13 protein-coding genes, 2 tRNA genes, 1 other RNA gene and 1 pseudogene are annotated in these 13,916 nt (G+C 40.1%); 7 read left to right on the forward strand and 10 right to left on the reverse strand.

The window, feature by feature from the left end; all coding sequences use genetic code 11:
* Window positions 1-153 precede the first annotated feature (153 nt).
* The gene (locus tag FPL17_RS09800) at window positions 154-1,497 is read right to left on the reverse strand and encodes an EcsC family protein (protein ID WP_159884806.1); all 1,344 of its coding nucleotides are present in this window, start codon (window positions 1,495-1,497) and stop codon (window positions 154-156) included.
* A gap of 291 nt (window positions 1,498-1,788) precedes the next feature.
* On the opposite strand from FPL17_RS09800, the gene FPL17_RS09805 reads away from it, so the two are divergent.
* From FPL17_RS09805 to FPL17_RS09815, 3 genes are read left to right on the forward strand one after another with little or no spacing between them, the layout of a single operon-like run.
* Window positions 1,789-3,018: a beta-ketoacyl-ACP synthase II gene (locus FPL17_RS09805; RefSeq protein ID WP_004805136.1), complete on the forward strand. Its 1,230-nt coding sequence runs from the start codon at window positions 1,789-1,791 to the stop codon at window positions 3,016-3,018.
* A 21-nt stretch (window positions 3,019-3,039) separates the two neighbouring features.
* Window positions 3,040-3,492, forward strand: a complete 453-nt coding sequence (hemJ, locus tag FPL17_RS09810; protein WP_004805133.1) for a protoporphyrinogen oxidase HemJ — start codon at window positions 3,040-3,042, stop codon at window positions 3,490-3,492.
* Window positions 3,493-3,551: 59 nt separating this feature from the next.
* Window positions 3,552-4,076, forward strand: a complete 525-nt coding sequence (locus FPL17_RS09815) for a hypothetical protein (RefSeq protein ID WP_159884808.1) — start codon at window positions 3,552-3,554, stop codon at window positions 4,074-4,076.
* A gap of 56 nt (window positions 4,077-4,132) precedes the next feature.
* On the opposite strand, the gene FPL17_RS18785 is transcribed toward FPL17_RS09815, so the two are convergent.
* Window positions 4,133-4,294 (reverse strand): hypothetical protein, encoded by a 162-nt coding sequence (locus tag FPL17_RS18785; protein WP_005210934.1) that lies wholly within the window; start codon window positions 4,292-4,294, stop codon window positions 4,133-4,135.
* Window positions 4,295-5,158: 864 nt separating this feature from the next.
* On the opposite strand from FPL17_RS18785, the gene FPL17_RS09820 reads away from it, so the two are divergent.
* Window positions 5,159-6,784 (forward strand): NAD+ synthase, encoded by a 1,626-nt coding sequence (locus FPL17_RS09820; RefSeq protein ID WP_078197489.1) that lies wholly within the window; start codon window positions 5,159-5,161, stop codon window positions 6,782-6,784.
* Window positions 6,777-7,807, forward strand: a pseudogene (locus FPL17_RS09825) (hypothetical protein). The gene FPL17_RS09820 and the pseudogene FPL17_RS09825 overlap by 8 nt, the downstream one beginning before the upstream one ends.
* A 112-nt stretch (window positions 7,808-7,919) precedes the next feature.
* On the opposite strand, the gene FPL17_RS09830 reads toward FPL17_RS09825, so the two are convergent.
* From FPL17_RS09830 to coaD, 5 genes are all read right to left on the reverse strand, one after another.
* Window positions 7,920-7,996, reverse strand: a tRNA-Met gene (locus FPL17_RS09830).
* Window positions 7,997-8,262: 266 nt separating this feature from the next.
* Window positions 8,263-8,339 (reverse strand) — tRNA-Met (locus tag FPL17_RS09835).
* 61 nt (window positions 8,340-8,400) lie between these two features.
* An RNA gene (rnpB, locus tag FPL17_RS09840) (RNase P RNA component class A) lies at window positions 8,401-8,756 on the reverse strand.
* 26 nt (window positions 8,757-8,782) lie between these two features.
* A complete protein-coding gene (locus tag FPL17_RS09845; RefSeq protein WP_004805118.1) occupies window positions 8,783-9,046 on the reverse strand; it encodes a YfhL family 4Fe-4S dicluster ferredoxin in 264 nt (87 codons plus the stop codon).
* 1 nt (window position 9,047) lies between these two features.
* Window positions 9,048-9,539 (reverse strand): pantetheine-phosphate adenylyltransferase, encoded by a 492-nt coding sequence (gene coaD / locus FPL17_RS09850; protein WP_004805114.1) that lies wholly within the window; start codon window positions 9,537-9,539, stop codon window positions 9,048-9,050.
* Window positions 9,540-9,668: 129 nt separating this feature from the next.
* Here coaD and smpB point away from each other — a divergent pair, with 129 nt between their 5' ends.
* The gene (gene smpB / locus FPL17_RS09855; RefSeq protein ID WP_005190982.1) at window positions 9,669-10,145 is read left to right on the forward strand and encodes an SsrA-binding protein SmpB; all 477 of its coding nucleotides are present in this window, start codon (window positions 9,669-9,671) and stop codon (window positions 10,143-10,145) included.
* A gap of 39 nt (window positions 10,146-10,184) precedes the next feature.
* On the opposite strand, the gene FPL17_RS09860 is transcribed toward smpB, so the two are convergent.
* The 3 genes from FPL17_RS09860 to rluD form a co-directional block, all read right to left on the reverse strand.
* On the reverse strand, window positions 10,185-10,757 hold the full coding sequence (locus tag FPL17_RS09860; protein ID WP_005205470.1) for a flavodoxin family protein: 573 nt from the start codon (window positions 10,755-10,757) through the stop codon (window positions 10,185-10,187).
* 83 nt (window positions 10,758-10,840) lie between these two features.
* Window positions 10,841-11,581, reverse strand: coding sequence for a peptidoglycan editing factor PgeF (pgeF, locus tag FPL17_RS09865; RefSeq protein ID WP_159884810.1), 741 nt, complete (start codon window positions 11,579-11,581; stop codon window positions 10,841-10,843).
* Window positions 11,582-11,653: 72 nt separating this feature from the next.
* A complete protein-coding gene (gene rluD, locus FPL17_RS09870; RefSeq protein ID WP_078197511.1) occupies window positions 11,654-12,703 on the reverse strand; it encodes a 23S rRNA pseudouridine(1911/1915/1917) synthase RluD in 1,050 nt (349 codons plus the stop codon).
* A gap of 71 nt (window positions 12,704-12,774) precedes the next feature.
* Here rluD and FPL17_RS09875 point away from each other — a divergent pair, with 71 nt between their 5' ends.
* On the forward strand, window positions 12,775-13,872 hold the full coding sequence (locus tag FPL17_RS09875; RefSeq protein WP_159884812.1) for an outer membrane protein assembly factor BamD: 1,098 nt from the start codon (window positions 12,775-12,777) through the stop codon (window positions 13,870-13,872).
* The last annotated feature ends 44 nt before the right edge of the window (window positions 13,873-13,916 follow it).

The following is a 13,916-nucleotide window of genomic DNA, read 5'->3' on the forward strand; positions in this document are numbered from 1 at the left end:
TTCTCCCGTTATTAAACAACCTTAAAAAAAGAAAAGAACCTCTTTTTAAGGGCACATAATTGTAAGCTAAGAAGTAAAAATGGTCAACATTTCAAGTGTCGACCATTTCTTAAGTTTGTTGTGTTTTTAATACCTAAAACATTAGACCCAAATTTAGCTATGTTTTGTTGAGGCAGGTTCTATATCAATTGATTTTTGCTCAGCAACAACCTCCGCCTCAGCATCCTCAAAAGTTTCATCTTGCTGCTCTTTTAATGCAGGTTGTTGTTCTGTATGGGGATGCTCAACCACATGCTGTTCAGCAAGTTGTTGAATTCCAGCTTCAACCTTGTCATCTACAGCAACTGTTGGCGTTGTACTGTCTTTGGTTTTAACGGTTACATGGGTAATCACATCATTCGGTTCTTCTGATGTGGTCTTATTATTTGCAACTGCTGTAGAGCTTAATAAACGTGGACTCGCCTTCTTCAATAAGGCTTCTGCTTTAAAATATGCTTCTAGAGGTGAAATCTTTTCATTCGGATATTCATTCATATAAAAGCGTGCTGCACCAAAAATCGATTGCGATTTATGCCCAACATCTTCTAGCAGTCTCCAACTATAAAAACCACCCAGTGCTGCGCCTGCAATTGGGGTCAGTTTACCAACCACCGAAGCTTGAGGAATGCGATTGAGCCAGTTCCATTTAAACTGACCATTTTCATCCACCAACCACTTCTTCACCAATTCGATATCATTATTTGAACCTAACAATTGCTGGAATTGCTGCAAATCATGTGTTTCCAACATGGATTTCAATGCTTTTAATGCAACCAACAAGGTTTGTTTTTCCGCAACCAAACTCAAATCAATTTCTTTAAAAATGAAGGCAACAATTTCTTGGTCAGCATCTTCAGATAAATCGAAACCGTGTGAACGTCCAGTTTGATAAATCGTTCTCAGGGTCAAAACAATAGACGCTGGAATATCGATCGCAGCACCCCAGACACCCGTTGCACCTGTAATCGCACCTTGCGCTGCAGCTAATAATTTATTTTGCTCAATTAATGCCTGACTTAAGCGCTGTGAACGCCCTGTATCTGTGGTCAGTTCCATAATATCTTTGACCCCTGCTTCCTCAAGGATTTTTTCAGTCAAAGAACTATTTGAACTAAACTCATTTAACCATTGGAATAAATAGTCTGAAACCTTATCGCCCAAATCTGGTGATACAAACGAAGCCACACTATTGACTCGGTTATAATGACGACCTAGCAATTGATGAGATAGTTTTGGAAATTGTTGACGTAGCATTTGTTGAGGGTTTTCATATTTTTCGACCTCAAATGGACTTTTGAAACGTGCTTTTCCTTCAACAATATTGGATGAATTCGCGAGTTCCGCACCCGATGTGGTTGGGGCAACTTGAAATTTCTGTAATTCTGAACTGAGCTTTTTAGCCACTCCAAAGGCTTGTGCAAATAAACCTGAAGATTGCTTGTTTTTAGATTTTGTCATCAAGTACCTCTGTTGTGTAATCTGTGCATTTCTAGGTAAATACTAGGTTGAATGCAGATTTATCTCAACTTTTATCTGTGTTCTTTCTTTACGTTTCGTCACAACATTGCGAATATTTACGAATATTTACACAACTGGAAATAGGCATAAGATTTGCCATAAGAAATAAAAAACCTTTCTGCTATCATGGTGTCATTCACTCATAAGCCATTTTAATCGTTATTTTTCTCCTGATTTGTATTCATAGCGAGATGCACAGGGCTTAAGTATTACCATAAAAGGGATCTGTAAATGAAACGTGTTGTAATCACTGGTATGGGCATTAACTCATGTATCGGTAACTCTTTAGAAGAGGTCACTCATTCTTTAAAAAATGGAATCTCAGGCACACGTTTAAACCCAACTTATGCAGAACTGAATTTCAAAAGCCATGTTAGCGCTGCAGCTGAACAGGATTTTGATGGTATTGATCGCAAACTGAAACGCTTTATGGGCGTCTGCGCGATGTATGCGTATAACGCAGCTGTCGCAGCTGTTGAACATGCTGGACTGAAACAAGAAGATTTGGCAAACAATCCACGTTACGGTATCGCTGGCGGTTCTGGTGGTAACTCAACTGCATCTGTTGCAGAAATGATCAAACTGTTAGAGGAAAAAGGCGCGCGTAAAATCGGTCCTTTCTTTGTACCTCGCAATATGAGTAACACCATTACTGCGAACGTTGGCGTTGCATTTAAACTGCAAGGTGTAGCGCACTCGATTACCAGTGCATGTGCAACGTCTGCCGATGCAATTGGTTATGCCTACAACCTGATTCAATTGGGTAAACAAGATTTAATGCTTGCTGGCGGTGGTGAAGAAGATCACTGGTCACAAAGCTTATTGTTTGATGCAATGGGTGCATTATGTTCAAAATATAATGACACACCAGAAACTGCTTCACGTCCATATTCAAAAGACCGTGACGGTTTCGTGATTGCAGGCGGTGGTGGTTTCGTGGTGCTTGAGTCACTTGAACATGCACAAGCACGTGGCGCGAATATCCTCGCCGAAGTAATTGGCTATGCTGCAAACAGTGATGGTGCTGACATGGTTGCACCAAGTGGTGAAGGTGCAACACGTTGTATCATCATGGCATTGGATGAAGCAAAACAGCATGGTGTAGAGCAAATTGACTATGTCAACACACACGGTACTTCAACACCAGCGGGTGATGTAACTGAGCTTAAAGCAATGGAACGTGCGTTTGGTGAAGGACAAGTTCCCCCGCTCAGTTCAACCAAATCGATGACGGGTCATAGCTTAGGTGCTGCGGGCGTTCAGGAAGCGATTTATTCTGTCTTGATGATGCAAAATGACTTTATTGCTCCAAACATCAACGTGACTGAGCTTGATGAAGGCGCACAAGGTTTCGATATTGTACTTGAAAAACGTGATGCAAAACTGAATACTGTCATGAGTAACAGTTTTGGCTTTGGCGGTGTTAACGCCTGCCTTATTTTCAAGAAGTGGGATGCATAATCCCATGTAGCAGGATTATCGATGGATGCACCTTCTGATGCTTTCTTGTGGGTAAAAGCATTACATATTATTGCTGTGGTTTGCTGGTTTGCTGCATTGTTCTACTTACCACGCCTTTATGTCTACCATGCCATGAGTGAAGATGCTGTGAGTCATCAACGCTTTGAAGTCATGGAACGTAAGTTGTATCGCGGTATTATGTGGCCGTCTATGATTGCCACACTCATTACCGCCCACTTTCTAGTTGATTGGGGTGATGCAACCCGACATTATCATGAAGCTTTATGGTTCTATCTTAAAGTCGGTCTAGTCGGTTTATTGGTGATTTACCATTTCGTTTGTGGTTATTACCGTAAAAAACTGATTGGTAATGCCCACTATAAATCACACAAGTTTTGGCGATTTTTTAATGAAATGCCGACCTTGATCCTATTTGCGGTGGTGATTTTAGTCGTAGTAAAACCTCAGTTTTAACTGAGGTTTTTTATTCTAGAATAAAACAGATCTTCTCGTTTTTCAGACGCATCGTTCATATGAACAAACCATTTCAGTACGCTCTACACAGATTGAAAGCTCGATTGATTTCCAGCCTAATCATCTATCTCAAAATAAATCAATTTCAATATCGTGGTTTGACGTCTGGTGAAATCAAAATGGCGCGTCCTGTTTTTGGCGATCTTATCGATTATGCACAAATAAAGATTTTTAATATTCCCTACTTACCTTGGCAGCCTGCTAATATTTTTATGGCACCAAATGGCAACTTATTTGTTCATCAGAAATATTTCCGTCCTGATTATTCAATATGCCCAATGTCCCTACAAGGAATCTTTATTCACGAACTGGCGCATATTCTACAGTTTCAACTAGGAATCAATGTCGTTGTTAAAGGTGCAATTCTTCAGGCTAGCTATTACCTTAGTTTTAAACAATACAATCCATATCGATATCAATTTATAAAAGACAAAGTCTTCTCGAGTTATAACATCGAACAACAAGGTGATATTGCAAGAGATATCTTCTTTAATAAAATCCCCAACATCATTCTAGAAAAATAAAAAGCCCTGTAAGTTTTAACTACAGAGCTTTTTAAGTAAGCAGTGTGCAAGAAAAATTATGCAGCAGTGCCTTTTTGAGTTTCAGTTTTAAGTTCATGACTATCATCCATATCAGTCGTAAAATCTACACGCATCGCATCCTTAACAATGGTACCAATACGCCCAACACCAATAGCTAAAACCAAGGCGATTACAGGCAATAAAATTGTTGAAGTCATAATTTCGTACCTCTTTATTTAAATGACTATTTAATAAATTAGCTTAGGCTTGCTGATCTTGTTCGCGAAACATTACTGTTCCAATACGACCAACAACCACAGCTAAACCAAAAGCAATTACAGGAAATAATAAGACTGACATCGTTCGTTACCTCATCAAAAATGAATCAAAATTTAGTGATCAATTAAACCTGTTGATCTTTTTCTTGGAACATTACTGTACCCACACGGCCAACGACTACAGCCAAACCAAATGCAATTACAGGAAATAATAAAACTGACATTGTTGTTACCTCTTCATTTTACGTGCTTGGTTACACTTGATGAGCATCAAAGTGCACATCCGTTCACATTAATTAGGATAATAGCAGTGCACAAATGTACACTCAAGTGTCGCAAAGATATTCCCGATAAACGGTATAAAAAACATACGATACAATTTTAAGATAATGAATAATATGATTTTTTAAAAAAGTACAACTGTTTTAAATATTTTAAAATGTAAGATAAGAGCCTAAAGTAATTCTTTTTACTCAAATTTTTTATTATTTTTCTATGCTGTAATTGATATGTCACAGCAAGATGCGAAAATGACATGAAAAAAACTTTATCTGACTCTATTATATTTATTCACATTCATGCACCATAATCACGCAAACATTGAGAAATGTTGCTGTTTTATACAGAAAAACTTGTTATTTTTACGCAGAAAAATGTGCATTTAGTATATATTAGTAAACTTGTAATTTTTGTTTAAGATATAAAATGTTTGGCGCCATGATATACACTTGTTTTTAATAACTATACTTATATAAATCAAAAGCTTGTATATCATAACCTGTTAAGACTTAGGATTAGGTTTGAATGAAAAATTTTAAAGTTGCCCTTGCTCAATTCTCTCCGCATATTGGCAATATTGATGCAAACACTCAAAAGATGGTTGAGCAAGCAAATTTAGCGAAACAACAACAGGCTGATTTGATCATCTTCCCTGAACTTTCTACATTAGGTTACCCTGCTGAAGACCTAATACTCCGCCCAAACCTACAAAAACGCACTCAAAAAGCGTTTGCTCAGTTAAGCGAAGTAAAAGATATTCTGATGGTATTCGGTTTTGTGCACCAAACTGAGGATGGTCATCGCTATAACTCTGCTGCTGTGATGAAAGATGGACAGGTATTAGGTGTTTATAACAAACATAACTTACCAAATTACGGTGTGTTTGATGAAAAGCGCTACTTCCAAGAAGGTCATCAACATCTCGTTTTTGAATATTTAGGGCACAAGTTTGGTGTCTTGATTTGTGAAGATGTATGGTCACTAAATACCGTTAAACAACTTAGCCAGCTTAATGTGGAAACAGTGCTAGTTTTAAATGCCTCACCTTATGAAGTAGGTAAACCACAGCACCGTATTCAAACCTTAAATGAACTTGCTAAACAATTAAGTCTAAATATTGTTTATGTCAACCAAGTCGGTGGGCAAGATGACCTGATTTTTGATGGCTCAAGTTTTGTAAGCAGCAATAATGGGCAACTGGTACTACAGATACCAAGTTTCCAAGAATCTATTGCAATTGCTGAATATGATGCTGAACAAAAACAATTTAAAACAGCAGATGCAACACCTGCTTTAGAAACTTTTGCTGAAATTTACCAAGCCTTGGTGATGGCAACACGCGATTATGTGCAGCGTTCAGGCTTTCCAGGCGTGATTTTAGGATTATCAGGCGGGATCGATTCTGCACTGACAATGGCGATTGCCGTTGATGCCATTGGTGCTGATAAAGTTCAAGCAGTGATGATGCCATATACCTATACCTCACAAATGAGTGTAGAAGACGCAACTGAGCAAGCACGTCGTATGGGTGTCACCTTTGGTATTGCCGAGATTCACCCAATCGTAAATAGCTTCATGCAGACCTTGTTCCCATTCTTTGGCAACACCCCTGCTGACGCAACAGAAGAAAATTTACAGGCGCGTACTCGCGGTACATTATTGATGGGTTTATCCAACAAATTTGGTAATCTTGTACTCTCTACAGGTAACAAATCTGAGATTTCTGTCGGATATTGCACCTTGTACGGCGACATGGTTGGTGGCTTCTCAGTCCTTAAAGATGTATATAAAACCATTGTATTTGAGTTGGCGAAATACCGTAACACCTTAGATGAAACACCAGTGATTCCTGAGCGTGTCATTACTCGTCCACCATCAGCAGAACTTCGTCCTGATCAAAAAGATCAAGACTCATTACCTGCTTATGATGTACTTGATGCTATCTTATATGCTTATATTGAAGAAGATCTCAGCCAAGCGGACATTATCGGCAAAGGCTATGAAGCCGCAGTCGTAGAGAAAGTGATTCGTTTGGTTGATCGCAATGAATACAAGCGTCGTCAGGGCGCGATTGGGCCACGCATTAGTTCACGTGCCTTCAGTCGCGAGCGACGCTACCCGATCGTCAACGGATGGACCGCGAATGACTGAAAAAATTGTTTCTGAAAAGTCACAATTACTTGCTCAAGCTTTAATGCTTGAGCAAGTTGCATTTTATAAAAATCAACTCACAACCCAACTTTCTGCTGATTTCTTCCAGCAATTTATTCAGCTTTTTCTTCAACATGCACCCAACATTCAGCTCAAGGAAGTGGTTGAATTAGAGCAAATCCAAGCAGTGGTAAAACGCTATGCTTTTGAAATGCAGCTCGGCGCAGGTCTATTAGAGTTTATTGGGGAAATTGCGCAAAGACTGCATGTATTCTCACTGCAATCATCATCCCAACTACAAGATATATTTTCAGACCACCAGTTTGAAATGTGGTTATCCAAGTTTTTAGAACTGGATAATATTCGCCATTACTTAAATCAGTTTTTAAAAGAAAGCCCTTCGATTCAACAGTTGTGCCAATACATCGCAACCACAACACTACAAAACAAATTACCAAAACTATTTACTCAGTCGGATGAAGAACGAATTTCGGAGAGTAAATATGAATGGCAACAAAAACTAAAAAGCTTTTCTCATCGTCAGCAACAACGTATTGAACAAAAAATTGAAGAGAGTATTGCCCGCTTCATACAAGAACAATTGGTCGATCTCAGCTTGCTTTCAATGATGATTTAGAGAGCCTTGCACGCAATATCTGGGACGACAACAAAGCTCAGCCTTTATCTGAATATACCAAGCAAGTCACGCCACTTGATGTGGAAGAATTCTTTGTCATGATCTATGAGTATTGGAAAGAGTTACGCCAATCCTCTTTTATACAAGATCTAATCTTATACGGCGTGAAAGTGTTTTATGACTTCTATAAAGATGAAAGTTTGGAAGATGTTTTTGCTGCAATCGGCATAGAAGAAACAGATCTACTTAATGAAGCGGTACGTTTCTATCCTAAAGTCGTGGTGGCTTTAGATGAACATGATGTACTCGAGCCGATCATTACCCTCATTTTAAAACCGTTTTATGAAAGTCCTCAAACCTTAGCGACCATCGAAAAACATTTATAAAAAGTAAAGCCTGTAAATAAATGAGTTATTTACAGGCTTTTGCACATCTGATGAATTATTTTTACCCAATAAGTAGATAAAAAGAAACCACGCAGGAGCGTGGTTTTTAAAATGGTGGCTATGACGAGACTTGAACTTGTGACCCCCGCATTATGAGTGCGGTGCTCTAACCAACTGAGCTACATAGCCGTAAACTGTGTGCGCATTATCTAGCTTCCAACCTAGTTGGTCAAGTCTATGATCTTGAAAATATAGAACATATGAACAGTTTTTATGCTATCAACCATCAATTGATCAAATTTCAACACATCTATTTAACCATGACAAAATTTGATGATGATAGAGCTTTTATTAAAGCGAAAATAAACAACAAATAGTGAGACAAAAGATTGTTTTTTTGAATGTTATAAAAACTGCAGATAAAAAGAGACCACGCAGGAGCGTGGTCTATAAAATGGTGGCTATGACGAGACTTGAACTTGTGACCCCCGCATTATGAGTGCGGTGCTCTAACCAACTGAGCTACATAGCCGAAAACTGTGGGCGCATTATCTTAACTTTCAATACACACGTCAAGCACAATTTTAAAAAATTTGAGAAGTGGGCCTATAAGCCGGGTTCTGTCGAGGACGATCATTCCTCTAGGCGTACAATCACTCATACGCTCAAGCGACCTACCCGAATCCAGCACGGGCCGTGCCTCAGGATTCCTATTTGGTCTTGCTTCTGGTGGGGTTTACCTTGCCGTGAACTGTTACCAGACACGCGGTGCGCTCTTACCGCACCCTTTCACCCTTACCTCACGAATGAGGCGGTCTACTCTCTGCTGCACTTGCCGTCGACTTTCGCCGCCCAGGCGTTACCTGGCACCTTGCCCTATGAAGCCCGGACTTTCCTCCCCTGTTTCAGTCACGGAGACCTCCACAGCAGCGACCGTCCAGCCCACTTCGTGGCGCATCTTATCAAAGATCGAAGTTAATTGCTCGCATTTTTTTGCCCAGTTAACTTTTTGTATTTCGCCATCAAGTCATCATGTGATTCGACATGTTGCGGATCGAGCGGAATACAATCAACAGGACAAAACAACTGACATTGTGGCTGATCATGATGACCGATGCATTCTGTACAGAGTGCGGGATCGATCTCATAAATCAGCTCACCCATATAAATGGCTTCATTGGGACAAACAGGTTCACAGACATCACAGTTAATGCATTCATCTGTAATATATAAAGACACGCTACCAACCTTGTTGATGTTTACGTTCAAAGGCCTCAACCACAATGGCAGGCACAAATTTGGTCACATCACCTTTTAAACGAGCAATTTCTCTTACCAATGTCGATGAGATAAATGAATATTGCTCAGAGGGAGTTAAAAATACTGATTCAAAATGTGGGTCAAGTTGACGGTTCATATTCGCCAGTTGAAACTCATATTCAAAATCAGAAATTGCTCTTAAACCACGTAGTACTGCTGTTGCACGCTGTTCACGGAAGAAGTTAACCAGCAAACCATCAAAACCAACAAACTCAACATTGGTCAAATGACTCAATGATGCTTTGGCCAATTCAACACGCTCTTCTAAACTAAACACAGGATTTTTATGATGACCAATCGCGATTGCAACCACAACTTCATCAAACATTTTTGATGCTCTTGCAACCAAATCAACATGTCCATTGGTAATTGGATCGAAAGTCCCCGGATAAATCACACGTGTTTTAGACATGCGTTGTACTCTAGTTAATGAGATAAGACGCGTATTTTAACAAATGTTCGGCCTAAACGCGAAATTCCTAAACAATGGAAAAAGGTTGCGTTTTGCGGCACAATAGCTGTAATTGTGGAAGTTTAGATTATGGCGCAAGCAACAGTTGTAAAAAAACATAATGGTGGCACGATTGCTCAAAATAAAAGAGCGCGTCACGATTACTTTATCGAAGAAAAATTTGAAGCAGGCATGTCACTCCAAGGCTGGGAAGTAAAGTCTTTGCGTGCAGGACGTATGACGCTCACTGAAAGCTATGTGGTTTTTAAAAATGGCGAAGCTTTTTTGCTGGGCTCACAAATTCAGCCTTTATTGTCTGCATCGACCCATGTCGTTCCAGAAGCAACGCGTACGCGTAAGTTGCTACTCTCTCGTCGTGAGCTAGAAAAGCTTTTGGGTGCAGTGAATCAAAAGGGCTATTCATGTGTACCATTGGCTTGTTACTGGAAAGGTCGTTTGGTTAAGTTAGAAATTGCACTGGTGAAAGGTAAGCAATTACACGACAAACGTGCTACAGAAAAAGACCGTGACTGGCAACGTGATAAATCCCGTCTGCTATATAAATAAAAAAAACCTCCAATTATTGGAGGTTTTTTTCGCTCGATATTAAACTGGGAGATGTGTCAATCTTAATTCAGCTAGATATTTTCCGAACTTACGTGCAGTTTCCAAATCACCTTCTGGTGGAGTAATTTCAACACTGGCATTATCCGACTGGGTCATTAAACCCAGAAAGCTCGACATACGGTTAATATCTAAAGCACTTCTTCCCGTCGGCATAAATGGCAAACCAGCCCACACCATGCCATGTTGCATCGCAAATAAGTTAATCTGCTGCAATACCGCCAACTTGTCGCCACTAAGACCGCCACCATTGGTAAAACCAGCAGCCAGTTTGCCTTGCCATGCCCGCGCCAACCAGCGTTTAGACGAATCTTCCATAAACTGTTTCAATGCAGCTGTGAGACTACCCATATAGGTTGGACAACCAATAACGATCACATCTGCTTGGTCTAATAAGTCCCACTGTGGCGCAGCCACAGAAATGAGATGCACCTCTGCACCTGCCTGCTCGGCACCCTGAGTAATATATTGCGCAACTTTGGCTGTATGCCCATAAGGACTGTGATAAACCACACAAACTTTAACTTGGGGAATAATTTGCTCAATAACAGACATGGAGAATTTTAAAAACCAATGAATTAGATCAAGTTTAACATTTTCACTACGACATGGCGAATCAACAACACAAGGGATGCAATTTATTGCATGAATACAAAAGTTGCCATTCGTCCTGTTTTTGCATCACGACGATAAGAAAAATAATCTTCGGCTTGTTGATAAGAGCACTGATCTCCGCCTAAAACAGTTTCCACGCCCAAACGGTTTAAAATAAAGCGTGCAATCGCATAAAGATCCGCATGATATTTACCCACCACTTGACCCGCAACAAAAGCAGTTTCGAGTTCAGGATATTTTTCACAAAATACGGCTTTAACTTCGGCACCTATTTCAAAACACGGTTGGCTAATTGCTGCACCTAGCCATGCCCAACTCGGCTGAGACTGCATTTCAGTAACAGTATTTTCAATAATCCCATTGGCTAAACCACGCCAACCAGCATGCAAATTGGCAACCTCAGTCCCTTCGGCATTTCCCAAGACTACAGGCAGGCAATCAGCTGTCATCATCATTAAAGCATGACCTGCTTTTCGCGTAACCAAGCCATCGCCTTCAAGCGCAATAAATGGAATTTGTTCATTTACGGTATGATAAATCGTGCTATGGGTTTGCGTCATCCATGTGATTTTATCTACACCAAATACAGATAACTGATTCAACAAGACCATACGATGCTGTTGAACACGTTGTGCATCATCATTGACATGCAAAGCCAGATTAAATCCAGACAGATTTTCATTTGATGTTGCAATAGTTTGAGGATGTTCAATTCGTGTTTGCCCAACATAAATACCTTTAGGCAGAGCTTGTACAAATTCCATAAAATCCCTCCCAACCTCCCTTTTCAAAGGGAGGAGCTGAATAAATCATCCTTTATTAAAAAGGAACTTTACTTAATAGGCTTCATTTTCACTACGTAGGACTTCAAGCAACTGAGTAAAATCTTCAGGCCAAGGTGCTTCGAACATCATTTCTTCACCCGTACGTGGATGTACCAAACCAAGTTTGGCTGCATGCAAAGCTTGACGCTTAAAGCTACGTAACTTATCAGTTAATGTTTCTGATGCACCTGCGGGGAAACGCACACGATTAACATAAACAGGATCGCCAACCAAACCATGCCCAAGATAGCTAAAGTGCACACGAATTTGATGAGTACGCCCTGTTTCAAGTTGTGCCTGAATACGGGTAAAGTCACGGAAGCGTTCTTTTACATTATAGTGTGTTACCGCATCACGCCCGCCCGGTAAAATCGCCATCTTAATACGATCAACAGGATGACGCTTAATCGGCTCATCAATGGTGCCACCCGCAATGACATTGCCATAGACAACTAAATCATAAACGCGATAAACGCTTTTCTTGGCTAACTGCTTGCTCAGAGAAAATTGAGCTTCTAGATTTTTTGCAACCACCAATAGGCCACTGGTGTCTTTATCAATACGATGTACCAAGCCTGCGCGAGACAACTCTGCCAATTTTGGTGCATGATAAAGTAACGCATTCACCAAGGTTCCGGTTGGGTTGCCTGCACCAGGATGAACGACCATTCCCACTTCTTTATTAATCACAATAATATCATCATCTTCATAGACAATATTTAATGGAATATTTTCAGGCTGGCTTGATGTTTGTGCTTCAAGTTCAACTTCGAGCGTAAGCAGCTCATTGCCTTCACAACGGTACTTAGGTTTAACAATGTTACCATTTACCAACAGATGTCCGTCTTTCATCCATTGCTTGAGTTTTTCACGAGAAAACTCGCTCCAAACTAATGCGGCAACCTGATCAATACGTTGACCTAAATAGTTTTCATCAAGTTGAATTTGCAACGATAAACGTGTTGCAGTTGAGTCAGAATTATGATTATCTGCATCGACAGAATCTTCGAGTAAGAAATCTGTTTCAGAGATGTTTGAATTGGAAGATTGTGCTGAAGTCATTTGATGATCGGTACAAAAATGGTTTAATAGCACCATTGTAGCTCATTGCCCAGAATAACAGAGGAGTTTTTATGTCGCTACCACGTTATAAAATTACGGTGCTTGCACTTTCTTTAGGTGTAGCATCTGCATTTGTGGGCTGTAGCAGCAATCCAAGTAAGAAAGAAGTGGTGGATAAAGGTCCACAATCAAGTGAACAAGTTTACTTCGAAAAGGCACAAAAATCGCTTGATCGTAATCAATATACAGATGCGGTAAAGTCACTTGAAGCTTTAGATACTTACTATCCGACTGGGCAATACACACAACAAGCTCAACTAGAGCTTCTTTACGCGAAATTCAAACAAAAAGATTATGAAGGCACAATTGCGCTTGCAGATCGTTTCATTCGTTTAAATCCGCAGCATCCAAATGTAGATTACGCTTACTATGTCCGTGGCGTAGCGAATATGGAAATGAATTACGACAGCTTAATTCGTTATACTTCTTTACAGCAATCACACCGTGATGTGAGCTATGTAAAAGTCGCGTATCAAAATTTTGTTGATCTGATTCGTCGTTTCCCAAGTAGCCAATATTCAGTTGATGCAGCACAGCGCATGAAGTTTATTGGTCAAGAACTTGCAGAAAGTGAAATGAATGCAGCACGTTTCAATATTCAACGTAAAGCATGGCTTGCTGCTGCTGAACGTGCGCAATGGGTCATTGAACATTATCCACAAACGCCACAAACCCCTGAAGCGTTAGCGACTCTAGCCTATAGCTATCAACAGCTTGGTGATAAAGCGACCTCGCAACAATATATTGATATCTTAAAACTGAACTATCCGAACTTAGTAAAATCGAATGGCGAAGTGAATTTACGTGCTGCACGTAAAGAAGGTAGCTGGGTGAATCGTGCAACTTTAGGTTTGTTGGGTCGTGAATCTAAAACTAATCAAGTCAAAGATGAAGCGAAAAGCGATACTGAACAACGTAGCTTAACCAACCGCTTAAGCTTCGGTTTGTTTGATAAACCTGAAACGGAACAAGCAACACCTGCTCCAGTTGCAGCGCCTGAAGCACCAGCAGCAACGGAAAATAAACCGAGTTGGAAAAACCGTTTAAGCTTTGGTCTATTAGACAAACCAGAAGCTGAAAAAACAGCTGAGGATGATGCTGCAAATTAATTTGCAATCTTCTGATTCACAAAACAGGCAAGTATCCCCTTGCC

Source organism: Acinetobacter dispersus (genome assembly GCF_009884975.1).
GTDB classification, from domain to species: domain Bacteria; phylum Pseudomonadota; class Gammaproteobacteria; order Pseudomonadales; family Moraxellaceae; genus Acinetobacter; species Acinetobacter dispersus.